Consider the following 24,861-nt stretch of genomic DNA (forward strand, 5'->3'; position numbering starts at 1 on the left):
GCAAGCTGTAAAACTTTTGATTTCCCTTGGTCTAATAAAAGAAACTGATATTTCCGTGGCTTAGACTAAAGCTTCATTTTTGTAGGGCCTAAAAGACCTTTATTAAGTATGCCCTTTTTTACTTTGAGCTACTTTATTTTTCACGCTACTTCCTCCAATCCATTATTTTACGATGATAGCGCTTCGAATTATAATAATTTGGCAAATAAAAAGCCGCGAAGGCTATACAATGCACCATTAAAGTGATGCGTATAGCCTTCGTGGCTAATTTACGAGTTATTATATTAAATTTACCTTAATGAGACGATCTTGATAAAATTACCTTGATGAGAGCATAAATATCTTAGCCTTCATGGCCGTTATATACTAAGATAATACTAGATTAAAAGACGGTAGTCAACCGTGATTTTTTTTGAAAATAACATTTGGGATTTAGCCTATAAAGGGCATTGCTTGAGAATAATTCACAAATTTCTAATTGAATCAAAAATATTTGTCCAAAAATGATATATTTATACGGATACATGGTTAGAGCGTCAAAATTCAATAGTTGAGCAACCCTCCCCCATATGATGTTGTTTACGGCAAGTACGCAATACAGCATATGGGAGAGGGGGGGGTGCGAAACTTGATTTTGACACTCGAACGATCATAGACACAACACAAAGTGAGAGGTAAGAGATGAATGACGAAAGCATATATAAGCGTCTGCTGAGGCGTGATCAGCAAGCACTTGCAGATATACTTAATCAATACGGTGGATTGCTCAAATACATCATCGACAATACTGTGCACCTGACAACAGAAGAAATGGAAGAGTGTGTGAGTGATGTCCTCTTTTTAATTTGGCAAAGAATTGAAAAATTTGATGCCACTAAATCTTCATTAAAATCATGGATTATTCTCATAACAAGAAGTGCGGCAATTGATTATTATAGAAAAGTTAAGAAACATAGAAAAACAGTTTCTATTGAGGCAGTCTCGGCCACCCTAGATTTTCAAGAGACATTTGAAGTTTTAAGTATTGAAGAGATCATCGAATTGCTTCAACAGTTACCGCCACCAGATAACGCAATCTTCTATGATCGATTTATATTAGGTGAAGACATGGAATGTATTGCAGACAAATATGAAATTTCAAAGGACAATGCTTATAAACGCATTGCCAGAGGCCGTCTAAAACTGAAAGCAATTTTTGCAAAGGAGGAAATGTGATGGCGGATAAAAAATATTTTGATGTCTACTCAGAGCACCTTAGCGCTAAAATTGAGAAAAATCCAATAGATGCTGATGTTCAAGAAAAAATTCTAGAAAGAACGCTTCATAAAATTGAGACGCGTACAAAGGATCAGAAATACCAGAGTCACGAGAAGCAAGAAAGCTACGAAAACCGTGAGAACCAACTGAGATATCAAAGACAGTCCCCTAAGTGGATTAAATCCAAGAGAAAATCTCTTGTGGCAGCTTGTTTTATACTGCTTTTCTTATCGGGATTCGTTAACGCTACCCCGGTAAATGCACTGTATCGAAGTATTTTTCAGTTTATACCAGGTGTTGGCATTGTTAAAAGCGAAGAGAATATGGGCATTAGTAGAGCAACGTCACATGCCTATCGCGTAACCTCTAACGCTCAATTTATTGAAATTAAATATGCCTATGTTCAAAATAAAACTTTGGTTTTTTCAGCATTGACTAATATTGATCACAGTGCGCCAAAGGTGACGATGGACAGTAGTGGCAAGAAAACCGTCATATCAGGCAAATCAAAATTAGGGGTTTATCTGTGGTCGGAGGATCAAAAAATATATTTAACGGATTATACAGTGGCATCATCTAATGGAACAGACGTGAAAAAAATTGAAGGGACCTTTTATTTAGAGAAAGTATTAGAAGATTCAAAAGTGACATTGGGGATTGATGATTTTGATGCATCCATTGAACTTGAATTGGAGGAGATTAAAGCAGATGACGCACCTGATAAGCTGGGAAATAGTCTCTTTATAGGAGATTTGCTCATCTTTGCAGATTTAGAAAGAGATGGCGATGTGGCGACGCTTAATATGAGCTCTGTTTTACCTAGTGAATATCAAAATCTTAGATTCTACCTATTTGACGATGAGCAAAAAATCTATAATTCAAGTATTCAAATCATGGATGGTGATGGCAATCGGTATTATCCTGATGAAAAGAAGCGTGAAGCTAATAATGCCGATATCGATACTTTCTATTTTAATATTCCTGAGCACATAACGGGATTGAAGGTGATCGTGCCTCAAATGATTTTTGATACAAAAGTCATGGGAGAAATTAAAGTAAAAAGCCCTAAATGGGGTGAATATATTAAAGTCGATCAGCACTACAATATGGGTGAAATAGATCTTGAATTTAAAGGACTCACCTTAGTATCTAAAGAAAATGATGTAACTCTTAAAGCCATTGGCGAAGATGCCTTGCGCTTTGATTTTACGGCTGCTTACAAGGCGGGTTCCAAACAAAGCATATTCCAAGTACATCCAGATATTCAAGTCAAAAGAGGTTTCAAGTATGTGCGTACAAGTTCAATGGGCATTGCCCCCTACTGGATGCCAGAACAAACTGAAGGTCACTATTATTGCGTCTTGGATGAGCAGGAGGATGTCGCAAAACTGTCCGTGGAGATCAGGAGTTCGAATGTGCTCAAGGGACCTTATGAAATAAGAATTGAAAATAAAAAAATGGAACCATAAAAAATAGACCATAAAAAAAATAAACTACTAATTTTGGACACATAGCTCTATTTGTGCATTGTAATCCGCTTTTCAAAGGCGTAAACTAATAGTTGGAAAATAAGTAAAAAAGTAAAGTCTAAAGCGATTTTGTTGAAAGGTGGTTTTACAATGGAAAACATGTTTAATTTAGCTGGAAAAGTGGCTGTAGTAACAGGCGCCAGTTCTGGAATCGGAGCAGATACAGCATTTGCTTATGCGCAGTATGGAGCAGATGTGGCGCTATTGGCAAGACGTGCAGAGAAATTAAATGAAGTGAAGGCGAAAATTGAGGCAATTGGTCGAAGAGCCATTGCAGTGCAGTGTGATGTCACTGACGAGACAAGCGTCAAAGAAGCCATCCAGACGGTATTAGACACTTTTGGTCATATAGACATTTTACTCAATAATGCCGGTGTGGCTGTACGTGGTGGTGTGGACAGTATGTCTGTTGAGGATTGGGACAAGTCGTTTGATACAAATGTAAAAGGCATTTTTTTGGTGAGCAAGTATGTTGTCCCTCAAATGCAAGAACGAGGCTATGGTAAAATCGTCAACGTGGCATCTGTAAATGCAGTGGTGGCGGATAAATTTGATGTCTTTATCAGACATTCATACAATTCATCTAAAGCCGCAGTGGTGGGTTTGACCAAAGGAATGGCAGCTTCCTATGCAAAATACGGCATCACAGTGAATGCTATTGGCCCTGGGCTCTTTGAAAGCGAAATGACTAGTGAAACGTTGTTTAAATCAGAAGAATTCTTAGCAAAATACAATACATTGAACCCAGCAGAGCGGCCAGGTAGAAGAGGTGAACTCAGCGGCACCGTGATCTATCTCTCTTGCGATGCTTCCAGCTATGTTCAAGGACAGCTTATTATCGTAGATGGTGGTGGCTCCATCGTATAGGATGAATTTGGATTAGATGAATAGATTATATATAAATAAAATGATGTATAAATGCCTTGTTTTCCTTTGGTGGAAGATGAGGCATTTTGTGTTTGAGGTACAATTTATATTTTTTTACATAGGATCAGGGGATTTTTTTGTTTCATGCAACTAATCGTATGAAGTGACTTAACGGGTCTATGTTTTGAATAGTTAATGAAAAATGATAGGAGATTTATATGGATAGGGGTAAAATGAGTAAGAAAGCAACAATTATATTCTTGGTGATTACAATTATAGCGGCACTAGGTTTGGGATTTCTGCTGATAAATAAAGGGGATGGCCCTATTGCCGGCATGGTATTGGCAGATAGGGAGATCGATAGTATAGAAAACTATGTTGATGCCACTAAAGCACAAGGCAAGGGGATTTACAGTGTGGTGTCAAATGCTTTTAATAAATTTGAGGAAGATTATCATGTTGATATTCCAGAAGGGAAGGATCTTTATGTGATCATTCACTTTGTTGAGTGCCCTAAAGGGTCGAAATACACAGGAAAATGGATAAAGGATGGGGAGGAAATTCTAAAGTCTAATGGTATATTGTCTACGGGACCAGAGGGTGTCATCTCATATAAACTCGAAGGAAAAAGTGTTACTAAAGGGCAATACCTGTTCGAGTTATATGATGGCAACAGCAAGCTCATTGAAAAGGCATTTTCTTTAGAATAAATACTTGTATGTGGTCAAAAAAGGATAATAAGAAAACCTACTTTACTGAAATATACACTCAAAACTTTGAGTATATTTATGGTTATATATTTGCTAGGACAGCAGGTAATAGAGAGCTGACAGAGGAAATCGTACAAGAAACATTTGCGGCGGCATGGTCAGCCATTGATAGATTCAATGGGAAAAGTACTTATGCTACTTGGCTTTGCTCAATTGCAAAAAACAAACTTCGTGAAAGCTATAGAAAGACGATATATCGTGAAAAGCTTGAGTTATCAGATCGCGATAAGCTAGAAGAATATGCAGATCACTTTGATCTTGAAAAGATGGTGATCGATAATGAAACGCGGCTATATGTATTGGAAGTTTTAGAAAGCATGAATCCTTTGTACAGATATGCACTTATTATGAAATATATAGATGGTATGAGTGTAAAAGAAATATCAAAGGTATTGGGAAAGACTTCAAAGGCCATAGACGGTGTGCTTCAAAGGGCTAAAATCACTTTTGCAAAAGGCTATTTGAGTTTGGAGATGAAAAGAAATGATGAAAATAATGAGTGAGAGGGCATTGGAAGGCCTAATAAAAACAATAGAATCTGAAGTGAGGATACCAGAAGGTATAGAAGAGAAGATCCTCGTAAGAGTATTTGCCTCTGAATCAGAGCATGACCCATATTTGATGCCTTTTGAACGGTTTGTATATGAGAAGCCGTTAAGGATTGCAGCCTGCATTTCTGTCGCGATTTCTGGAATGCTCTGGTCTGTCATGGGGGGGAGCTTTGCAAACTGGTTAATTGGATTTATCAGATAGGGGGATTAAATGTATCTATTAAAGGTTTTATATAAATCAATTATTGCACCACTTGAAGTTTTCAGAAAGGATCATATTGAGGGCAGGCTTAGTGCTTCAATTGCCATAATTTTAATCACAGCGCTTCTGGGATCGATTATTGCTCCTGTAGTCCGTTTTTATATGAATAAAGGTCAGTATGAAATCCACTTACATTTAGACCGCATGTTTATTGCTTTTTTTGTGACCATTGGGACTTGGCTTATTGTGTGCATCTCGTTTTGGTTGTGGTCAAAAGCTTTTAACAAAGACCTTGAATTCAGGCAAGTTATCTCAATATGGGGGCTAAGCTATATGCCGAATTTAATATGTGTTATCTTATACAATCTACTCTCTATAGCGCCTGAGCTTGGTAGAGAAAGCAATATTTTAGCCTTTATATTGAGCTCATTATTCATCATGTTACTTGTTTGGAAGGCAATATACTACTTTGTGTTCATGAGATTTGTGATTAATACAACTCTGTTTGAGATTTCATTGATCACAATGGCGTCAACGGTGTTGTTTGTCATCTTAATGATGGTAGGCTTTAACGTAGGCATACAAGTACCAATGCTGTGAAAATATAAGTGCAATATAAATGCCTTGTTTTCCTTGAACCGCCCCCAAAAAGTTAGATTTTTGGTCTAACTTTTTGGGGGCGGTTCACCTATACTGGAAATGGAGGCATTTTTTTATGTTATGCTATAAAAAGCTTTAGAAAAAACTTTAACAAATTACATAAATAGATGAACCATACGCGATGTTGTTACCATATATAGATGAAGGGCAAAACCACATGTGGAGGAAATCGATTTGGAAATTAAGGACATAACGCAGCTCATTAATGATCATGGAAAAGATATATATAATTTCTGTAGACACTTGACAAAGGACAAGGAAGAAGCAGATGAACTCTATCAGGACACCTTTTTAAAGGCATTAGAACTCTGTGACAAAATAGATCAAGAAAATAATCCCAAAAGTTATCTTTTATCCATTGCAGCAAAACTGTGGCGTAATCGACGACGTAAGTTTGCTTGGCGCAAAAGAATTGTAAACATGGAGCATTATAGAGATGATGTGGATTTTGAGCCTAGTCTATCCGACTTAGTTTTAACACCGGAAGATCATTTAATGGAAAAAGAAAATTTAAAAATGGTGATTAGAGCAGTTAATCATTTAAAGGAAGAATATAGAGTGCCAATGTATCTTTGTTATGCTGCTGAAATACCGTTGAAAGAAATTAGCCGAATTTTAAAACTGCCTGAGGGAACTGTAAAGAGCAGACTTTATAAAGGTAGGCATGAGGTAAAGCAATATTTGGAGGTTAACGGATATGGAAGATAAAAATTTGGATCGATTACTAAAAAGTGCCCTTTCAAGCAATTATGAACCAGAATCTGAACTCAATACAAAAATAATTCAAAAAGTGAGGGCAAATAAAATGAGAAATGTTAAAAAAAATAAAATGTCTGTAATTCTAGTGGCTTGTTGTATTTTATTGTGTTTTTCAATCGTATCATTTGCAGCATGGCAGTATTTGACCCCAAAAGAAATTGCAGTTGGTCTAGGTAATGAAATGTTGGCATCTGCCTTTGAGAGCGATGATGCCATTTTTATGAATGAATCTCAGTCTTATGGCGACTATACAGTGACGCTATTAGGCGCAATATCTGGGCGCAATCTAACAGATTTTTGTGCAAATGGAGAAGTGGTTTCTGAACGTACTTATGCGGTTGTGGGCATCTCTAGAACGGATGGCGCACCAATGCCAAAGACTTCTGATGATAATTATGGAAAAGTACCCTTCTTTGTATCACCGCTTATACAAGGGCTTAATCCTTGGCAGTACAATATCGTGACTATGAATGGAGGCTATTCTGAAATCGTTACGGATGGCATTATGTATCGAATTATCGAATGTGATAATATAGAATTATTTGCAGATCGTGAACTCTACTTATGTGTCAGCAATACCGCTTTTTATGATCGTGCGGCGTATCTATATGACGAAAGAACGGGCATAATTTCCGTGAATGGCAGTTACGAAGGTATGAATTTATTGTTCCAATTGCCATTAGATGAGGGGAAATCTGATAAAGTCAAGGCAGATGAATACTTGAAGTCTTTTGAAGAATTGAATTTTCCAGAATCATATGACGAAGACCAAGACAAAATGAATTCAGAGACTAATCGTCAAGATTTTACTGAGCAGGATGGATCGACGAATGGACTCTTAGAGGGTACATCTGATATCAGTATGGGTGAGATTATTAAGGATTGGACATTGATTTCTGAGGAAAAAGTAGAATTGAATACAGCAGGAGAAATTCAATATCATTATGAAACTGTAATGGGTCCAGGGATTGCTACTATTGCAGAAGAGACGTTGTTTGAATTAGGAGAAGTGGGTTATTCAAAAGTTGTGCGTGTTTATGAAAAAAATGCCTCACTCTTTTATAGAGATGAAAAGGGTGTGATCACTGTCTTTGGTTATGAACGGACTGAGTAATGTCCACCCTCAAGCAACGTCAGCGAAAATCGTTTTGGGACATCGGAGATGACACAAATGTTGTTTAATTTCAAATTATATTTAAGTAAGGGGACAGACCAGAAGGGGCTGTCCCTTTGTTTAATTCAACAAAGTTTTGCTGAACAATATAATACTAAATAGATATCCTAATCATTGTAATTCATGGTAGAGTATACTATAATTTTAGTAGGTATGTATGGATAGGGATACTTTAAAGTGGACGACTAAAGGAGTTGCAAAACAATGTATAGTGTTTTTTTAGTTGAAGATGAGTTTGTTATAAGAGAAGGTATTAAGCAACTGGTGGATTGGGAAAGACATGGATTCGAGCTGGTGGGCGAAGCCGCTGACGGAGAATTGGCTTGGCCTGTGATTCAGAAAAAGAGACCTGATATTGTCATTACAGATATTAAAATGCCCTTTATCGATGGTCTCGAGTTGAGTCAAATGATTAGAAGGGAGTTGCCTGATACGAGTATTATTATACTGAGTGGCTATGATGACTTTGAATATGCGCGAGAAGCCATTAAAATAGGGGTTAATCGATACTTGCTAAAACCGCTGCCCAAGGATCAGTTCATCGATGTACTCAGGCAAGTCAAGAAACAAAAGGATGAGGAAGAAGCGACGAATCGATATAATAGCCAGTTTAGTGATGAAGTCCAAGAGTATTTATCATCTTCTCGAAGAGGGCTATTCGAAGCGATTACATCAGGTAAGACATCGACTTCTCAAATTCTAGAACGTGCCGGTAATTTAGGCATTGATTTAGTTGCTGAGCAATATAATGTCGTCTTGTTTTTCTTAGAAGAAAACATCGAAAGAGTGCAAAATACTTTTGATATTGCGGAAATTCAAGAGCGCATAAATAAAGAGTGCACCACTGACCCTCACAGACTTCTTTTCAGCATCGGATTAGAAGTTTTTATTATACTTATTAAAGCGGATCGTACAGAAATTGATATGGAATCTCATAAGTGCACAGAAGCATTGAAAAGACAATTTCAAACTCTGGGCAATAAAATACGATGGGTTATTTTGGTGGGGCAACCTGTCTCAAGGCTCAGTGGCATAGCAGATTGTTATCGAGAGGCTAGGCGTACTTTTTTCAGAAAAAAACACATGGTAGCGAATCAAATCTATTGGATTGAATCTGTTTCCAATGAAGAACCACTGGAGACCTCTCATATTATAGACTTTAATCTAAATGACCTTGATCCTGGAAAAGTAGATCAACGCATTATTTTAAAATTTTTAAACAATGGGATCCAAGAAGATGTCAGGGACTTTGTAGAAAGCTACTTTGAGGATATCGGAAGAGCGGGGATGAGTTCCACTTCATTTTGTCAGTACATGGTTTTGAGCATTCAATTTACAGTAAATGCTTTTCTTGAAAGAATTGGCTATGAGAGACCTGGTGACTTTTTAGGGGGAGAAATTAAGCTTGAAGAGGCAATTGCATCCAAAGCGGCTGTGAAAGCCTATATCATACAATTACTTTCTAAAGCCATTATGTTGCGTGATAAACTTGTGAAAAACCGACATTCTGAGATGTTGGAAAAGGCTTTAAAATATATGAAAGAAAATTTTCAGGACAGCACAATGGGCCTAAATACTGTGGCACAAATTGTCAATGTGAGCCCAACTTATTTTAGTTCAGTTTTTAGTCAGCAGACTGGGAAAACTTTTGTGGAGTCTTTAACTGAACTTCGCATGGAGAAGGCGCGAGAATTGCTGAGATGTACAAATGAAACGGGCAGTGAGATTGCTTCAAAAGTAGGATACAACGATTCACACTATTTTAGTTTTCTTTTCAAAAAAATCAACGGCTGTTCACCAAGAAACTACCGAAATGGAAAGAGGGAAAAAATTGATTCTAAAAAAGAGGAAAAGTAATCTCAACAAAAGTGTCACTTTGACACAGCAAATTCAAAAATTACTATTTACAGTAATTGTGCCCTTTGTGGTGGTCATCATTATATTATTTTATCTCATGATGAGCTTTAATCAAAAATACGCTGCATCTTTGCAAAACGCCAATACGGTTACCGAACTCAATTATGAATTTAAAAATAACATTGATCAAGATACCTATCAATTTATCATTCGTGCTAAACCCATAGAAGAATTACCTATGGAGGAAATTGATCGTGCAAAGCAAATTATTGAACGATTAGAGGTTTCCACGACTCATGGGGAAAATCAATGGCGTGTGGAAGTCATGTTGAATCTCATAGAAAAATTACGTCAAGCGATTATCGATATTGGCAATACATCAGGGTACGATGCTCGAATTGAAATGCTCAATGGCAATGTGCATTCCATTACCACTTTAATTCAATCTTATATGAACGATTATACTTATAGCGAAATGAAAGAACTTGCCGCCATACAAAAGCAAATTATAAATCGTGTCTCCATTATGATTTGGATTACAATTATTATTTCAGCGCCCTTCCTGATATCCATTCTGTTGTATTCATGGCGCTTGTCTTCAAGGCTTACAAAACCAATTCTTGAACTTTGTGAAAAGGCATCTGTACTTGGAAGCGGTAATTTTGATGTAAAACCCATCCAGAGTTACAGTTCAGAAATTCAAACATTGGACCATCAATTCAATGAAATGGCCAATCGCATTGACGAACTTTTGGCTTGTGTCAAGGCAGATCAAAATGCGCTTCATAAAGCCGAACTCGAATTGTTACAGTCACAAATTAATCCTCACTTTCTATACAATACCTTTGATTCTGTGATTTGGCTTGCAGAGGCAAAGCAAAATGATAAGGTAATTCGGATGGTAACGAGTTTGTCGTCTTTTTTTAGAAATTCACTGAGTAAAGGACAAGATTTCATCACCCTTGAAGTAGAAATTCACCAAGTGACCAGCTATCTTGAGATTCAGCAAATTAGATATTTTGATATATTGGAGTATGAGATTGATATTCCAAAACACCTTAAAACGACCTCTATTCCCAAGTTGACACTTCAACCGATTGTGGAAAACGCCATTTATCATGGCATAAAAAACAAGCGGCAAAAGGGGAAAATAAAAATTTCTGCAAGTGAATTGGAAAATGATTTGATGATTCAGATTCAAGATAATGGTGCAGGTATGCATCCCGAGAGGCTTCAAGCACTTAAAAAAGGATTGAATCAACATCAGCATATGGGGTTAGGGCTAGAAAATGTTTGTAAAAGACTTAATCTCTATTTTGGTCCGCCTTACGGACTTGATTTTGAAAGTGTCTATGGTGAAGGCATGACCGTTACAATTCGCATTCCAAAGTAGGATATATGAAAATCGTAAAAAAACACACTTTTCTCAAAAAAAAATAAAAATATGTAAAATAAAAGTAAAATTTACGTAAAATATTCTATGGATAAAGTGATAAATGAAAGCTAAACTTGAAATAGGTAATACGGAGTGAGTTCAGAATAATGGGAGGAAAAAAATGAAGAAGTTTTTAACGTTCTTACTTTTGGCAGTGCTTACACTGAGCTTAGCGGCTTGTGGACAAACTGCCCCAAAGGATTCTAACAACAACACAGCTGCCGGGGGAGGCAGTGAAAACAAATTGATTGTAGTAGGATTTTCGCAAGTGGGCGCAGAGTCAGACTGGCGTACTGCGAATTCGCAATCCATGAAGGATACCTTCACTGAGGCAAATGGATACAAACTCATATTTGATGATGCTCAAGGTAAGCAAGACAATCAAATTACAGCAATTCGTAATTTTATACAACAAGAGGTAGACTATATTGTGGTGGCACCTATTGGTGAAACCGGATGGGATACAGTATTACAAGAAGCTAAAGATGCTGGCATTCCAGTGATTATCGTTGACCGTATGATCGATGTTGCAAAAGATGATTTATTCTACTGCTGGGTAGGTTCAGATTTCAGAAAAGAGGGCGATGTTGCCGTTGCATGGATGGATAAAGAACTTGCTGGCAAAGATGAAGTCAAAATCGTTCACTTACAAGGAACGATTGGATCGTCTGCTCAAATAGGAAGAACTGAGGGCCTAGAAGCTGGCGAGAAAGCACATTCAAATTGGGAGATTGTAGCTCAACAAACTGGGGAATTTACCCAAGCAAAAGGTCAAGAAGTTATGGAAAGTATTCTAAAACAAACCACAGACATTGATGTCGTTTATTGTGAAAATGACAATATGGCATTTGGTGCAATTGATGCAATTGAAGCAGCTGGTATGAAAGCTGGTGTGGGTGGTGATATCGTCGTGGTTTCATTTGATGCGACAAATGCAGGATTGACCATGACACTTGATCAAAAAATCAACTACAACGTCGAATGTAATCCATTACATGGACCACGCGTTGCAAAATTGATTGAACAAATCGAAGCAGGTCAAATACCTGAAAAACTTGCATATGTTGAAGAAAAAGCATTTGATGCCAGAGAGATGACAAAAGAAATCTTAGATGCACGCTCATATTAATGGAATCCAATAAGTAAACTGTACAAGCAATTTTGCGTGGTGCGGAGAACCCAGATATGTCTCTGGGTCTGTACCACGCTATTTTTATCTCGATTTTTCAAACGATTTTAAGGTGGTGAAGTAAGTGTCGGAAAAGGTTATATTAAAAATGAGAGGCATCGAAAAAATGTTTCCAGGTGTTGTCGCTTTAGATCATGTTGATTTTACACTGCGTCAAGGAGAGATACACGCACTTATGGGTGAAAATGGTGCTGGTAAATCAACTTTGATCAAAGTGTTAACCGGTGTATATGAACTGGATGGTGGTGAAATTTTTATAGGAGACCATGCCAAACCCGTGGTGATGGATTCGCCTCAAAGAGCGAAAGCAATGGGCATTAGCGCAGTTTATCAAGAAATTAGTTTATGCCCGAATTTGACGGTTGCGGAAAATCTGTTTATCGGTAGAGAACCCAGAAAACATGGGTTTATTGATTGGAAAGCCATTCACGAGCGATCACAGGTTATTTTAAAAGCATTGGATATTCCAGTTGATTATTCAAAGCCGTTGGATGAGTGTTCCATAGCGATTCAACAGATGGTAGCAATTGCAAGAGCAGTGGATATGAAATGTCAAGTTTTAATATTGGATGAACCCACATCTTCTCTGGATGACAGTGAAGTTGAAAAATTGTTTGAGTTGATGACACAACTTAAGAATCAAGGCGTTGGTATCGTCTTTGTCACTCATTTTTTGGAACAGGTTTATGCAATATGTGATAAGATTACAGTTCTTAGAAATGGTGAGCTGGTGGGCGAATACGCTGTGGATGCACTGCCAAGAATTCAGCTTGTTGCCAAAATGATGGGCAAGGACTTTGACGATTTGAAAAAAATAAAAAATGATGCAGATCGTAGAGTCAATTACCAACAGATGGAGCCGTTAATTGAAGCCGAAGGCCTTGGGAGGAAAAATCACATAAAACCTTTTGATTTAAGTGTGTATAGCGGTGAAGTCGTGGGATTTACAGGCCTTTTGGGATCGGGTAGAAGTGAGTTGGTTCGAAGTCTTTATGGTGCAGATAAACCGGATTGTGGCAAACTTAAAATGCATAATCAAGAAATTAGATTTAGAACGCCAAAAGATGCCATCAACAAAGGACTTGCCTACTTGCCAGAGGATCGCAAAAGGGATGGTATCATCGACGATTTGTCCGTCAGAGAAAATATCATCATTGCATTACAAGCAAAGCGCGGTCTTTTTAAGCCCATGGGGCGAAAAGAAATGGAGGAATTTGCAGATCAATATATCGAATTGCTTCAAATTAAAACAGCCAGTCGAGAAACCCCCATCAAAAACTTATCAGGTGGAAATCAACAAAAGGTCATTATAGGGCGTTGGCTTTTGACCAATCCTGAATATTTAATTTTGGATGAACCCACACGAGGCATTGATATAGGGACTAAAACTGAGATTCAAAAGTTGATTTTAAAACTGGCAAAAGAGGGCATGGGGATTGCCTTCATATCCTCAGAAATTGATGAAATGCTCAGAACTTGTTCAAGAATGATTGTCATGCGTGATCATGAGAAAGTAGGGGAACTCAATGGCAATGCATTGACGCAAGAACATATTATGAATACAATCGCAGGAGGTGTAAAAACAGATGAAAAAGGATCAACCGCAGAGCTTATCAAACAGTAAGGATAAACTCATCACAAGAATCATTCATCATCACTTATTTATGCCTATTGCGGGGCTGATGGTGGTATTGCTTTCCAATCTGATAACGAAACCAGATTTTTTTATGATTTCTATGAATCACGGTGTTTTGTACGGCAATCTCATTGATGTTTTCAATCGTGGCTCGGAACTTGTGATTTTGGCCATAGGCATGACGTTGGTCACAGCAGCTTCTGGTGGTCAAGACATCAGTGTGGGTGCAGTAATGGCAGTATCTGCAGCAGTTTGTTGTTCGCTACTTTCAGGCGGGGCAGCATCGACGAATGTCTTACAGATGCCGATTCTAGTAGCGGCAATTGCAGGTATTGCCGTATCTGGCCTCTGTGGGGCATTTAACGGTATACTGGTTGCAAAATTTAAAATTCAACCGATGGTGGCAACATTAATTCTTTTCACAGCAGGACGTGGAATTGCACAACTCTTTACCAAAGGCCAAAATGTATATGTAAGGGTAGATAGTTTTAAAATATTTGGCAATTTTATGCCGGGAATTCCGGTGCCAACACCGATTATTATATCAGTCGTGACAGTTATAGTCATGGCCATAATCTTGAAAACAACAACACTGGGACTCTATGTTCAAAGTGTTGGCATTAATAGCAATGCCTCTCGATTGGTTGGGCTAAATGCAACTCGAATCAAATTTATAACCTATGTCATCTGTGGACTTCTTGCTGGACTTGCGGGGTTTATATCTGCCAGTCGGATTTACTCTGCGGATTCAAATAACATAGGGCTTTATTTAGAAATGGACGCTATTCTAGCAGTTGCGCTTGGCGGTAATTTACTCAGTGGCGGTAAATTTAGTTTTGCAGGTTCCATAATCGGTGCCTTTACAATTCAAGGCTTGACCACAACACTTTATGCAATGAATGTATCCGCAGACCAACTGCCAGTCTATAAGGCAGTGGTGGTGGTAATCATCGTCGTTCTCCAAAGTCCAATTGTTCAGAAACGACTCAGACGTATTCAAATGAGGCGCAAGTCTGTAAAAGTAATGGAAGAGGGAGGTGCTTCAGCATGAATCAAATGAATAAATGGGTTAAGACAATTGCTGAAAAGCGGAAAATGATCAACGATACTACTTTTCTAATTCTCGTTACAGTGACGCTTTTTATTGTGATGTACATTGCCGGGATGATCATCTTCCATGATCAAGGATTTGCCAAGCCACAAATGTTTTTAAATTTATTGATTTCTAATGCAGGTCTTATCGTCATTGCTTCTGGATTAACTTTGGTCATGATCACAGGTGGTATCGATATTTCTGTAGGTTCTGTGACAGCACTAGTGTGCATGGCTTCAGCCTACTCTATGGAAGTGATGGGCACCAGCGCCTATACTGCAATCCTTATTTCGCTTGCCATTGGTCTTTCATTTGGAATCGTTCAAGGCTATTTGGTATCGTATTTAAATATCCAACCCTTTATTGTTACTTTGGCTGGGATGTTCTTTGGGCGCGGTATGACGGCCATAATCAGTAAAGAAATGCTTACCATAAGAAATGAGACTTTTCGTTCTTGGGCGGAATTTAAAATATATTTGCCATTTGGCACAGTCAATAAGGCAGGGATTTATCAACCTTCCTATATCTACCCCACAGTTATTATTGCACTTATAATTGTTGCTTTGATTGTTTTTATGCTTAAAAAGACCAAATTTGGACGCAGTCTCTATGCGGTGGGTGGCAATCAACAGAGTGCGCTGATGATGGGACTCAATGTGAAACGTTCTAAAATGATGGCATATGTGCTCAGTGGACTCCTTGCAGGTATCGGTGGTTTTCTATTTTGTCTTAACACGGGTGCTGGATTTGTAGAGCAAGCACGAGGTCTTGAAATGGATGCGATTTCTTCTTCAGTTATTGGGGGAACGCTACTTTCAGGCGGCGTGGGCAATCCGATTGGCACACTTTTTGGTGTTCTGATTAAAGGGACCATAGGCAGTTTGATTACAACACAGGGTACACTCTCCAGCTGGTGGGTAAGAATTGTGCTTTCAGCATTGCTCTGTTTCTTCATTGTTTTACAGAGCGTTATAACTTCACGTAAGCGTCAAGCAGAATAATTCAATAGGTGATTGCATCTGTGCACTAATACCGCTAAAAACAATGTCAACAACCCCCTTTTGTATATATAGAAAAAGAAGCTTTATTAAGATCGTTCTGGCAGGCTCGATTTTTAAGGCTTCTTTTTCATTTTTAAAGCTTAATTCAGATGATCAAACGACATTATGAATTTTGGACTACTTTACAAAATTATGGAGTATAATTAGAGCTTTATCTCCCTTGAATGTTAATCTGAGAAATCATATAATGATAACAATAGAATTTAGAATAAAAACAAACTAAACAGAATTAAAATAAAATATACAAAATGAAACAAGACAATAGGGAAAAAATACAAATTGGGGTGCAACCATGTTGAGTTATGAGTTTGTGGAAAATATGAAGCAAAAAAAATCTATGAAAATGAATCGACCACTGATAAAACTCTTTGTGTTGACTATTATCTTGAGTATTGTGTTGACGTGTTCGTTTTGTTTTGGGAGATATCATATAGGCGTCTTAGATCTATTTAAAATTTTATTCAGTCGTGTGATCCATATGGATAAGACTTGGACAGATCAAATGGAGGCAGTTGTTTTTAATATCAGGCTCCCGAGAATTATTCTATCCTGTATGGTTGGTTCGTGTCTTGCGGTTGCAGGCGTTTCATATCAAGGTGTATTTCAAAATCCAATGGCATCGCCAGATTTTTTGGGGGCCACATCAGGAGCTGCTTTTGGAGCAGCGCTTGCCATTTTGCTTGGATTATCCAGTGCAATGATTTCGGCGTACGCTTTTTTATTTAGCATTATTACAGTTGGACTGGTCTATTTAATTGGCAGATACTCACCAGGAAATCCAGTGATCAATTTAATTCTCGCAGGGATTATGGTAAGTTCATTGTTCACAGCGGGAACGTCGTTTATAAAACTGGTGGCAGATCCAATGAACGAATTGCCATCGATTACTTATTGGCTTATGGGCAGTTTTTCAGGTGCAAAGCGACATGAAATTACTTTTGTTGCAATTCCAATGCTTCTGGGGATGATACCCCTGATGGGCGTGAGATGGCGGCTCAATCTTTTAGCTATGGGTGATGAAGCTTGTGAAAGCATGGGCGTTAATGCAAATCAGATGCGGTTAGTTGTAATTCTGGCATCGACTATTATTACCGCAGCCAGTGTTTCTGTTAGCGGCATGATTGGCTGGGTCGGATTGGTGATCCCACATTTGTGTCGTAAAGTGATTGGAAATGACTATAAATATTTGATGCCGACTTGCATGGTTACAGGGGCAATTTTTATGCTTGGTGTGGATAATATTTCTCGAAATCTACTTGAAACAGAAATTCCAATAGGTATTTTGACTGCTTTTATAGGTGCCCCTTTTTTTATTTACCTTATTTTTAGAAAGGAGAGTCGCTTATCGTGATCGAAGTAAATCAATTATCCTTTTCTTATGGCAATCATGCGGTGTTAAAGAACTTAAGTTTCTCTGTTGAAGCGGGTAAGCTCATATCTGTACTTGGACCAAATGGCGTTGGAAAGAGTACTCTATTTCGATGTCTGTTGGGACTAAACAAAACTTACAAGGGCACCATTCAAATTAACGGTGCTGATATCAAAACCCTTACAACGCGGAAGATGGCTGAAACAATGGCTTATATTCCACAATCACATGTATCCACTTTTAACTATTCAGTTGTGGAAATGGTGGTCATGGGAACTGCACACAGGGTCTCCAAGTTTTCCACACCGAGTGTTCAAGATTATGAGAAGGCATATGATGCCTTAGAGCAGATGAGTATGCGGGATTATGCTCAGAGGTATTTTAACATGCTCAGTGGTGGCGAACAACAGATGGTTTTAATTGCCAGAGCGTTGGCACAGCAAGCGAAGATTCTCTTAATGGATGAGCCCACGTCTAATCTCGACTTTGGAAATCAGTTGAGGGTGATGGAAAAAATTAAGATGTTGGCTGAAAGAGGCTACACCGTCATTCAGTCTAGCCACAATCCACAACAGGCTATGATGTTCTCTGATGAAGTTATGGCAATGTATGCAGGTGAAATTACAGCTAAGGGGGCTCCAAATGAAGTCGTCACAAAGCGTTTGCTAGAAACACTCTACCAAACGCATGTGGAAATTTTAGAGGTAAAGGGCGAACAATTGATTCTACCATTGTGGGGAAGGCGGCGTGTATGATGTTTTTGTGGAAACCAAAGATGATTGATTATATGAAGGATGCTTATGAATTTCATGCGGCACACGATAGACTTGCAGAAAAGCTACAACATCATCTGCCGAAAAATGCACATGTATGTGATGCAGGGTGCGGGCTGGGATACTTTAGCTTGGCGCTTTCAACGCGGTGTGAGCATGTTACTGCCATAGATATTGCACCTTCACCACTGGCAATACTCAGGCAGAATATAGCTGATTTAGGCTATGATAATATCGAGATTATTGAGGGTGATATTTTAAAGAAGCCACCTCGAAAGCCTTATGATGTCATGGTATTTAGCTTTTTCGGTACGGTGCATGAAACTCTTAAAATAGCGAAAAAACAGTGTGACGGCACTGTGATTATGCTCAAAAAAAACAGTGCTTTTCATCGGTTCTCTTTGACAAAGCAGGTGGTTGGAAGTCACACTTACAAAAATGCGAGACAACAGCTAGAACACTACGGATTGCCCTTTAGCTATGAATCATTTTCTGTAGAAATGGGACAACCTTTTAAGTCCATAGAGAATGCCGTGGATTTCTTTAGATTATATTGTCGCGACGGACATCCCGAAGCGATTGGTGAAGCAGAGATCGCGGATAAGTTGATCAGATCTACTTCCGAAGTATTCCCATATTATTTACCCATGGCAAGAGAAGTGGGGATGGTCGTTTTAAAAACAGGGGATATACCGGATGATATAGATTAAATAGGATATATTGTGAGGGGGATTTATATGAAAAGAGCATTATCATTTTTATTATCAAGTGTATTGGTGTTATCTTTGATGTCTGGCTGTACTGCGCAAGCGTCTCAAACGGCTTCTTCGGCATCGGCGCAATCCAATCCATCATCCAATCAAGAGGCAGAGGTGGTAAGTGCTGAGCCAGAGCGTACTGAGTCGGTAAGCAGTGAACCCATAAGTGACGAAACGACAAATGACACGGAGACTGTGGCAGATTCATCGACGGTAGTCTTTACAGATTCTGTTGGGCGAGAAGTTGAAGTGCCAGCTCAAATAACCAAGATAGCCATTTCTGGGCCATTAGCTCAAATAGCGGTTTTTTCATTGGCTCCAGACAAAATGATTGGCATTGCAACACCGTGGAGTGATGTCACTGAAAGCATTATGAAACCAGAGTATTATAACTTGCCTATATTAGGACAACTCTATGGCGGTAAAGGAGAACTCAACCTTGAAACGCTTTTGGCAAGTGGGGCTCAAGTCGTTATCGATGTAGGCGAGCCAAAAGGTTCTATTGTAAGCGATCTGGATCAACTTCAAGAACAAACCGGGATTCCATTTGTTCATATTACAGCAAATCTCGACAATATGGGGAATGCCTATAGATTGCTTGGCACACTGCTTGATATGAAGGATGAAGCTGAAATCAGAGCGGTTTATTGTGAGGAAACTTATCTGCGCACACAAACCATTGCCAATAATGTGGAGAAGGCAAATCTTTTATATTGTTTAGGAGATAAGGGACAGAATGTCATTGCAAAGGGATCTTATCATGCAGAACTCATCGATCTTTTAAGCAACAACTTGGCAGTTGTAGAAAAGCCGGTATCCAAAGGAACGGGTAATGAAGTGGATATGGAGCAGATTTTAAACTGGAATCCAGATGTCATTTTATTTGCATCTGGTAGCATTTATGACACTGTGGGTAATGATCCTGCTTGGCAAGACATCACAGCAATAAAAAAGGGGACATATTATGAGGTGCCTAACGGTCCTTATAACTGGCTGGGATTTCCACCTTCAGTTCAACGTTATTTAGGGATGCTTTGGATGTCTCAACTGCTCTATCCAGAAGAGGCAAACTATGATCTTTATAGGGAAGTTGCCAATTATTTTGAGCTGTTTTATCATGCGGATTTAACAGAATCTCAGTATCAAGAATTGGTTTCTAAGTCAATGCTTAAATAAAAGGTTAAGGAGTGTTCGATGAAAAAATTATTTACTTTGATTAAGAATACCCTTGAAAAGGGCGAAGCACTTGTGCTCTGTAGTATCATAGCGAGTTCAGGATCAACGCCTCGAGGGAAGGGCGCAAAAATGGTCGTTTTCAAGGATGGCAGCATTGCAGGTACAATTGGTGGTGGCACTGTGGAATTTGAAAGCATCAAACTGGCTCAAAAGGCATTTGAGGCAAAATCAGCTTTCAAGCAGAGCTATAATTTAACTGCAAACGAAACTGCTGATATTGGCATGGTTTGCGGAGGACAAGTTGTTGTCTATTTTCAGTATTATTCAGGTGATGATGAGAATGCAATGAAGTTATTTCGTTATATGGAGAGCGTCTTTAATCGGACTTGTGACACTTGGCTCATCAACCATATCACCGAAGGCAGCATGAAACAAATCGGTATTTATGAAGAAGGTAAAGGTATGGTTTTTGGAGAGGATATTTGCGTTGAAGAGATCCGACCACTTCTCAAGAGCAAGGGCGTATTGAAGCGGGGAGAACCCACCTATTATGTGGAGCCATTGACACAATCTGCAACAGTTTATGTTTTTGGTGGCGGTCATGTCTCTCAAGAGCTTGTCCCCATGATTGCACATGTTGGCTTTAGAGTTGTCGTCTACGAAGATCGGGCTTCCTTTGCAGATGTCAAATTATTTCCACAAGAGGTGAGGACAATTGTTGGCCCTTTCAATGACATTTTCAGCAAGATCACTTTGACAGAGAATGATTATGTGGTGATTATGACTCGTGGTCATCAAGCGGATTATGAAGTGTTAGAACAAGTTATGCGAGCAGATGTGGCTTATGTGGGCCTTATAGGAAGTGCAAGTAAAAAAGCCAGTACTTTCAAGCGTTTGATTGAAGCGGGTATTTCAGAAAATGACCTCGATCAGATTCATACACCGATAGGCATCCCCATTAAGGGAGAAACACCAGCAGAAATTGCTGTGAGTATCGCAGCTGAAATGATTCTCTTTAGAGCGGAAATTAATGAGGGCAAACAATGAATAAGCCATTACATTTATTGATTACAGGAGAAATAGGTGCAGGCAAGACTTTTTTAGTTCAGAGGTTGCTTAAGCACAACCAAAGATATATTAAGGGATTTATTACCAAATGGATGTTTACCGAAAAAAGAGTCAAATCGGGGATGTACCTGTTTCCGGCAATTGCTGAGACGTATTCTTGCACCAGTGAAAATTGTGCTGCAACTTGTGATAGGCCTGGGTTTAACATCATACATCCAGAGGTATTCGAGCATTATGGCGTTGAACTTCTGAGCATGCCAGATACCTCAAATAAAAGTTTGATTGTGATGGATGAGTTGGGATTTATGGAGTCTGATTCACCACTGTTCTGTCAAACCGTGTTAAATGCATTTGATGGCGATACACCTGTTTTAGCGGTTGTAAAAAAGAAAGAAACGTTATTTTTAAATGAAATTAGAGCCCATAAAAATACGGAACTATACTGTGTAACCCCGGATAATCGAGATGCCTTATATCGTGATTTGATATGTAAGATAGAATCGTGGAATGACTATTAAATTTAATGCTCTAAGAGCCTTTTGTGAGGCTCTTTTTTTTATAGTTTTATAGATCCGGCATGGAGATGTAAATATTCGATTTTGAAATGTGAACATACCGGAGGTGTTTTACTTTAAATTTTAATTCAATTATGTTTAAATAGATTGAGAGGCGAGTAAAAATATATAATTTATATGATTTTTAGGTTGTTATATGATTTTTAGGTTGAATTAAGTGTTTTAATATTTTTTATAAAAGGAGGGCACATGATATCCGCTATTACTGAAATCACACAAATATCTGATGAAATCGAAAATGAAGTTATTGGTCTTCGCAGGAGAATACATGCTTATCCAGAGCTTTCATTTCAGGAATTTAAGACGGCAGAAACAGTGCTGGAAATTTTGAAAACCCTTGATGTGAAAGTGAAAACAGGCATAGCTGGAACTGGAATTATTGCGGATATGGAGGGCAATGGAAAAGGTAAAAGCCTATTGCTTAGAGCAGATATGGATGCTCTGCCGCTTCAAGAATTCAATCAGTTGCCCTTCAAATCATCTGTTGAAGGGGTCATGCATGCCTGTGGTCATGATGCCCATACTGCGAACTTACTTGGGGTTGCTATGATCATGAATCGCATGAGATCGAAGTGGTCCGGGCGCATTAGATTTGTATTCCAGCCAGCCGAAGAAAGAGGTGGTGGCGGTAAAAAAATGATCGACGAAGGGATTTTAGATGATGTGTCATTCGATGCAGCACTTGCCCTGCACACAAGTGCGACGATGTCACCAGGTAGTATCCAAGTGGGATGGGAAAATATTACGGCATATTCAGATAAATTTAATATACAAGTGAAAGGGAAAAAAACGCACTCATCGAATCCATCTAAGGGTATCGATGCCATTAATATAGCTGCACATATTATTGTAACTCTCAATAGTATTTTGGCAAAAAATATGGATCCCATGGCAACCGGGACTTTCTCTATTGGCATAATTCGTGGCGGTAGTGCACCTAATATTGTGGCTGATGAAGTAATGCTTGAAGGCATGATGCGCAATGTTACGCCAGAAACGCGTCAGATTATGATCCAAAAAATAGAATCCATTGCAAAGCATGTGGCTGAAGGCATGGGTGGACAAGCTGATTTTATTTTTACTGAAGGTTATCCTTCTGTTTATAATAATGTTGAATTCACAAATTTTGTATATAAACAAATGACGGATTACTTTGAAGACTGGCAAAGTGAAATCGCTTTAAGCGATACACTGAATCCATCGCAAATAATTAGACAGGAAAAACCTTTGCTAGGTGCTGAGGATTTCGGATTTTATTCTCAAAGAATACCTTCATGCTTTTATTGGGTGGGGACGGGCAATTTAGCTCCAGCACATAGTGGTGATTTTATGATTGAAGAGAAATATATCAAATTGTGTCTGCGATCAATGGCAACAATTGCTTTTGAATATTTGAGATTTTTATAACGCGTACATTTTTTGTAAAGTTGTTAGAGATATGCTTTGGTATGAAGCGTAATAAAGCGACAGGCTAAAATTTTCTAATCTAAAATGCCATATGCTATATACTATATAAATAAGGTTAAAAACAAGGAGGTCTATTAATGCAACATTTTGAAAGCGATTACTTAGAGGGGGCTCATCCTCTAATTTTAAAAAGACTCATGGAAACCAATATGGAAAAAACACCAGGGTATGGGTGCGATGCTTATTGTGAAAGTGCTAAATCTAAAATTCGAGAAGCCTGTAATTGTGAACATGCAGAGATACATTTTTTAGTGGGTGGGACTCAAACCAATGCAACTGTCATAAAAGCTCTTTTGCGTCCGTATGAAGGCGTCTTGGCAGCAGATACGGGACATATCAGTACGCATGAAGCCGGTGCAATTGAGGCTGGAGGACACAAGGTACTGACATTGCCACAGACGCTTGGGAAGATAAATGCTGAAGCAGCAGAACGCTATATAGAGCTTTTTTTTAAAGATGCCAATCACGATCACATGGTTAGGCCAGGGATGATCTATATTTCTCATCCAACAGAATATGGCACCTTGTATACTAAAAATGAGCTTGAACGTTTGAATCAAGTCTGTAAAAAATATAAAATCCCTTTGTTTTTAGACGGTGCACGTTTGGGATATGGCCTGATGGCGAAGCAAACTGATGTAACCCTTGAGGTTATTGCAAAGAACTGTGATGTCTTTTATATTGGTGGGACTAAAGTAGGGGCATTATTTGGTGAAGCTGTTGTGATCACAAAGCCTGATCTAACGAATCATTTCTTCACAATGATTAAACAACAGGGGGCATTACTTGCCAAAGGTAGACTTTTAGGCATTCAATTTGACACGCTTTTTACAGATCAGCTGTATTTTGATATTTCAAGACATGCCATTGAAATGGCAGAAAAGCTGAAGCAAGGTTTTGCTCTAAAAGGTTATGAATTCTATTTTGAATCTCCAACCAATCAACAATTCATCGTTTTAAACAATGCTAAAATGGCTCAATTATCTGAAAAAGTCTCTTTTGGATTTTGGGAAACTTTAGATGATGAACATACAGTGGTACGCTTTGCCACGAGCTGGGCCACAAAGGCAACCGATATTGATGCGCTCTTTGAATTAATTTAGTGTGGCAAGAATAAGGCTTTTTAAAGTTAAATACCATGAATCAGTAATTCAGATTCATGGTATTTTTTTTAAACAACAAGATTTGTGCCGAAAGCTGTGATGAGGGATGTTCAACCTCAAGCAGTGTCAGCGAAAATCGTTTTGAGGCATCGGGAGATGGCTCAAATGTTGTTGATGTTCAATGTATTTATTGCCCCATGCTTCAAGGCTGTCTAAGACAGCTGAAAAATCGTTTCCCAGAGCGCTTAATTCATATTCTACCTTGGGTGGTATTTGTGGATAAACCGTTCTTGTGATCATGCCATAGGCCTCTAAAGTACGCAATTGTTTGGTAAGCGTCGTCTGAGTAATATCAGGTAAAGCCTTTTGCAATTCATTAAAACGATACTTGTGATCTCTTAAATGAAATAGAATAATTAGAGCCCATTTTCCAGATAATATTTTTTGTGAAGTTGCATAGGGACATTTTCCGAATAGTTCTTCTTGTGTTAACATAAAACCTCCTTAAAAATTGAGTATAAAAAATAGGGTA

At 38.4% G+C, this 24,861-nt stretch carries 24 protein-coding genes; 23 read left to right on the plus strand and 1 reads right to left on the minus strand.

The genetic code is table 11. From position 1 onward, the window contains the following. Positions 1-681: 681 nt before the first annotated feature. The 23 genes from ISU02_RS05135 (at position 682) to ISU02_RS05245 (ending at position 24,329) form a co-directional block, all read left to right on the plus strand. The gene (locus tag ISU02_RS05135; RefSeq protein ID WP_194700734.1) at positions 682-1,215 is read left to right on the plus strand and encodes a sigma-70 family RNA polymerase sigma factor; all 534 of its coding nucleotides are present in this window, start codon (positions 682-684) and stop codon (positions 1,213-1,215) included. Next, positions 1,215-2,726, plus strand: coding sequence for a hypothetical protein (locus tag ISU02_RS05140; RefSeq protein ID WP_194700735.1), 1,512 nt, complete (start codon positions 1,215-1,217; stop codon positions 2,724-2,726). The genes ISU02_RS05135 and ISU02_RS05140 overlap by 1 nt, the downstream gene beginning before the upstream one ends. A 159-nt stretch (positions 2,727-2,885) precedes the next feature. Next, positions 2,886-3,653 (plus strand): SDR family NAD(P)-dependent oxidoreductase, encoded by a 768-nt coding sequence (locus ISU02_RS05145; protein ID WP_407646416.1) that lies wholly within the window; start codon positions 2,886-2,888, stop codon positions 3,651-3,653. Between the two features lie 218 nt (positions 3,654-3,871). Next, entirely contained in the window at positions 3,872-4,363 is a 492-nt protein-coding gene (locus ISU02_RS05150) for a hypothetical protein (RefSeq protein ID WP_194700737.1), read from the plus strand. An 8-nt stretch (positions 4,364-4,371) separates the two neighbouring features. Beyond that, on the plus strand, positions 4,372-4,926 hold the full coding sequence (locus tag ISU02_RS05155) for an RNA polymerase sigma factor (RefSeq protein ID WP_194700738.1): 555 nt from the start codon (positions 4,372-4,374) through the stop codon (positions 4,924-4,926). Then, positions 4,907-5,176, plus strand: a complete 270-nt coding sequence (locus tag ISU02_RS05160) for a hypothetical protein (RefSeq protein ID WP_194700739.1) — start codon at positions 4,907-4,909, stop codon at positions 5,174-5,176. The genes ISU02_RS05155 and ISU02_RS05160 overlap by 20 nt, the downstream gene beginning before the upstream one ends. 9 nt (positions 5,177-5,185) lie before the next feature. Further along, complete coding sequence (locus tag ISU02_RS05165; RefSeq protein WP_194700740.1) at positions 5,186-5,776, plus strand: YIP1 family protein; 591 nt, start codon at positions 5,186-5,188, stop codon at positions 5,774-5,776. A gap of 234 nt (positions 5,777-6,010) precedes the next feature. Continuing rightward, entirely contained in the window at positions 6,011-6,544 is a 534-nt protein-coding gene (locus ISU02_RS05170) for an RNA polymerase sigma factor (protein WP_194700741.1), read from the plus strand. Continuing rightward, positions 6,534-7,709, plus strand: coding sequence for a hypothetical protein (locus tag ISU02_RS05175; RefSeq protein ID WP_194700742.1), 1,176 nt, complete (start codon positions 6,534-6,536; stop codon positions 7,707-7,709). Before ISU02_RS05170 ends, ISU02_RS05175 begins: the two co-directional genes overlap by 11 nt. A gap of 264 nt (positions 7,710-7,973) precedes the next feature. Then, positions 7,974-9,626 (plus strand): response regulator, encoded by a 1,653-nt coding sequence (locus ISU02_RS05180; RefSeq protein WP_194700743.1) that lies wholly within the window; start codon positions 7,974-7,976, stop codon positions 9,624-9,626. Further along, the gene (locus ISU02_RS05185) at positions 9,601-11,019 is read left to right on the plus strand and encodes a sensor histidine kinase (protein WP_194700744.1); all 1,419 of its coding nucleotides are present in this window, start codon (positions 9,601-9,603) and stop codon (positions 11,017-11,019) included. The genes ISU02_RS05180 and ISU02_RS05185 overlap by 26 nt, the downstream gene beginning before the upstream one ends. A 163-nt stretch (positions 11,020-11,182) precedes the next feature. Continuing rightward, on the plus strand, positions 11,183-12,190 hold the full coding sequence (locus ISU02_RS05190; RefSeq protein ID WP_194700745.1) for an ABC transporter substrate-binding protein: 1,008 nt from the start codon (positions 11,183-11,185) through the stop codon (positions 12,188-12,190). 124 nt (positions 12,191-12,314) lie between these two features. After that, positions 12,315-13,874, plus strand: a complete 1,560-nt coding sequence (locus ISU02_RS05195) for a sugar ABC transporter ATP-binding protein (protein ID WP_194700746.1) — start codon at positions 12,315-12,317, stop codon at positions 13,872-13,874. Continuing rightward, positions 13,837-14,937, plus strand: coding sequence for an ABC transporter permease (locus ISU02_RS05200; protein ID WP_194700747.1), 1,101 nt, complete (start codon positions 13,837-13,839; stop codon positions 14,935-14,937). Before ISU02_RS05195 ends, ISU02_RS05200 begins: the two co-directional genes overlap by 38 nt. A gap of 5 nt (positions 14,938-14,942) precedes the next feature. Continuing rightward, positions 14,943-15,980 carry an ABC transporter permease subunit gene (locus ISU02_RS05205; RefSeq protein ID WP_194701087.1) on the plus strand — a complete coding sequence of 346 codons (1,038 nt, stop codon included), beginning with the start codon at positions 14,943-14,945 and terminating at the stop codon, positions 15,978-15,980. 352 nt (positions 15,981-16,332) lie between these two features. Beyond that, a complete protein-coding gene (locus ISU02_RS05210) occupies positions 16,333-17,391 on the plus strand; it encodes a FecCD family ABC transporter permease (RefSeq protein ID WP_323985013.1) in 1,059 nt (352 codons plus the stop codon). Next, positions 17,388-18,164: an ABC transporter ATP-binding protein gene (locus ISU02_RS05215; RefSeq protein ID WP_323985014.1), complete on the plus strand. Its 777-nt coding sequence runs from the start codon at positions 17,388-17,390 to the stop codon at positions 18,162-18,164. The genes ISU02_RS05210 and ISU02_RS05215 overlap by 4 nt, the downstream gene beginning before the upstream one ends. Further along, entirely contained in the window at positions 18,161-18,892 is a 732-nt protein-coding gene (locus tag ISU02_RS05220; protein ID WP_207736194.1) for a class I SAM-dependent methyltransferase, read from the plus strand. Before ISU02_RS05215 ends, ISU02_RS05220 begins: the two co-directional genes overlap by 4 nt. A gap of 27 nt (positions 18,893-18,919) precedes the next feature. Next, a complete protein-coding gene (locus tag ISU02_RS05225) occupies positions 18,920-20,116 on the plus strand; it encodes an ABC transporter substrate-binding protein (RefSeq protein WP_194700750.1) in 1,197 nt (398 codons plus the stop codon). Between the two features lie 18 nt (positions 20,117-20,134). After that, a complete protein-coding gene (gene xdhC, locus ISU02_RS05230) occupies positions 20,135-21,163 on the plus strand; it encodes a xanthine dehydrogenase accessory protein XdhC (protein WP_194700751.1) in 1,029 nt (342 codons plus the stop codon). Beyond that, a complete protein-coding gene (locus ISU02_RS05235) occupies positions 21,160-21,702 on the plus strand; it encodes a nucleoside-triphosphatase (protein ID WP_194700752.1) in 543 nt (180 codons plus the stop codon). The genes xdhC and ISU02_RS05235 overlap by 4 nt, the downstream gene beginning before the upstream one ends. Positions 21,703-21,948: 246 nt before the next feature. Further along, complete coding sequence (locus tag ISU02_RS05240; protein WP_194700753.1) at positions 21,949-23,166, plus strand: M20 metallopeptidase family protein; 1,218 nt, start codon at positions 21,949-21,951, stop codon at positions 23,164-23,166. Positions 23,167-23,303: 137 nt separating this feature from the next. Further along, on the plus strand, positions 23,304-24,329 hold the full coding sequence (locus tag ISU02_RS05245) for a threonine aldolase family protein (protein ID WP_194700754.1): 1,026 nt from the start codon (positions 23,304-23,306) through the stop codon (positions 24,327-24,329). Positions 24,330-24,455: 126 nt separating this feature from the next. Here ISU02_RS05245 and ISU02_RS05250 read toward each other — a convergent pair whose 3' ends face one another. After that, positions 24,456-24,824 carry a winged helix-turn-helix transcriptional regulator gene (locus tag ISU02_RS05250; protein WP_194700755.1) on the minus strand — a complete coding sequence of 123 codons (369 nt, stop codon included), beginning with the start codon at positions 24,822-24,824 and terminating at the stop codon, positions 24,456-24,458. Between the last annotated feature and the right edge of the window lie 37 nt (positions 24,825-24,861).

Source organism: Fusibacter ferrireducens, assembly GCF_015352425.1.
Lineage (GTDB): Bacteria > Bacillota > Clostridia > Peptostreptococcales > Acidaminobacteraceae > Fusibacter_A > Fusibacter_A ferrireducens.

Coding starts and splice junctions, on each gene's coding strand:
- ISU02_RS05165 (WP_194700740.1), top strand. CDS start 5,186: ATGTATCTATTAAAGGTTTTATATAAATCAATTATTGCACCACTTGAA.
- ISU02_RS05175 (WP_194700742.1), top strand. CDS start 6,534: ATGGAAGATAAAAATTTGGATCGATTACTAAAAAGTGCCCTTTCAAGC.
- ISU02_RS05240 (WP_194700753.1), top strand. CDS start 21,949: ATGATATCCGCTATTACTGAAATCACACAAATATCTGATGAAATCGAA.
- xdhC (WP_194700751.1), top strand. CDS start 20,135: ATGAAAAAATTATTTACTTTGATTAAGAATACCCTTGAAAAGGGCGAA.
- ISU02_RS05250 (WP_194700755.1), bottom strand. CDS start 24,824: ATGTTAACACAAGAAGAACTATTCGGAAAATGTCCCTATGCAACTTCA.
- ISU02_RS05135 (WP_194700734.1), top strand. CDS start 682: ATGAATGACGAAAGCATATATAAGCGTCTGCTGAGGCGTGATCAGCAA.
- ISU02_RS05180 (WP_194700743.1), top strand. CDS start 7,974: ATGTATAGTGTTTTTTTAGTTGAAGATGAGTTTGTTATAAGAGAAGGT.
- ISU02_RS05225 (WP_194700750.1), top strand. CDS start 18,920: ATGAAAAGAGCATTATCATTTTTATTATCAAGTGTATTGGTGTTATCT.
- ISU02_RS05210 (WP_323985013.1), top strand. CDS start 16,333: ATGTTGAGTTATGAGTTTGTGGAAAATATGAAGCAAAAAAAATCTATG.
- ISU02_RS05150 (WP_194700737.1), top strand. CDS start 3,872: ATGGATAGGGGTAAAATGAGTAAGAAAGCAACAATTATATTCTTGGTG.
- ISU02_RS05155 (WP_194700738.1), top strand. CDS start 4,372: ATGTGGTCAAAAAAGGATAATAAGAAAACCTACTTTACTGAAATATAC.
- ISU02_RS05200 (WP_194700747.1), top strand. CDS start 13,837: ATGAAAAAGGATCAACCGCAGAGCTTATCAAACAGTAAGGATAAACTC.
- ISU02_RS05145 (WP_407646416.1), top strand. CDS start 2,886: ATGTTTAATTTAGCTGGAAAAGTGGCTGTAGTAACAGGCGCCAGTTCT.
- ISU02_RS05140 (WP_194700735.1), top strand. CDS start 1,215: ATGGCGGATAAAAAATATTTTGATGTCTACTCAGAGCACCTTAGCGCT.
- ISU02_RS05220 (WP_207736194.1), top strand. CDS start 18,161: ATGATGTTTTTGTGGAAACCAAAGATGATTGATTATATGAAGGATGCT.
- ISU02_RS05205 (WP_194701087.1), top strand. CDS start 14,943: ATGAATAAATGGGTTAAGACAATTGCTGAAAAGCGGAAAATGATCAAC.
- ISU02_RS05160 (WP_194700739.1), top strand. CDS start 4,907: ATGATGAAAATAATGAGTGAGAGGGCATTGGAAGGCCTAATAAAAACA.
- ISU02_RS05245 (WP_194700754.1), top strand. CDS start 23,304: ATGCAACATTTTGAAAGCGATTACTTAGAGGGGGCTCATCCTCTAATT.
- ISU02_RS05235 (WP_194700752.1), top strand. CDS start 21,160: ATGAATAAGCCATTACATTTATTGATTACAGGAGAAATAGGTGCAGGC.
- ISU02_RS05190 (WP_194700745.1), top strand. CDS start 11,183: ATGAAGAAGTTTTTAACGTTCTTACTTTTGGCAGTGCTTACACTGAGC.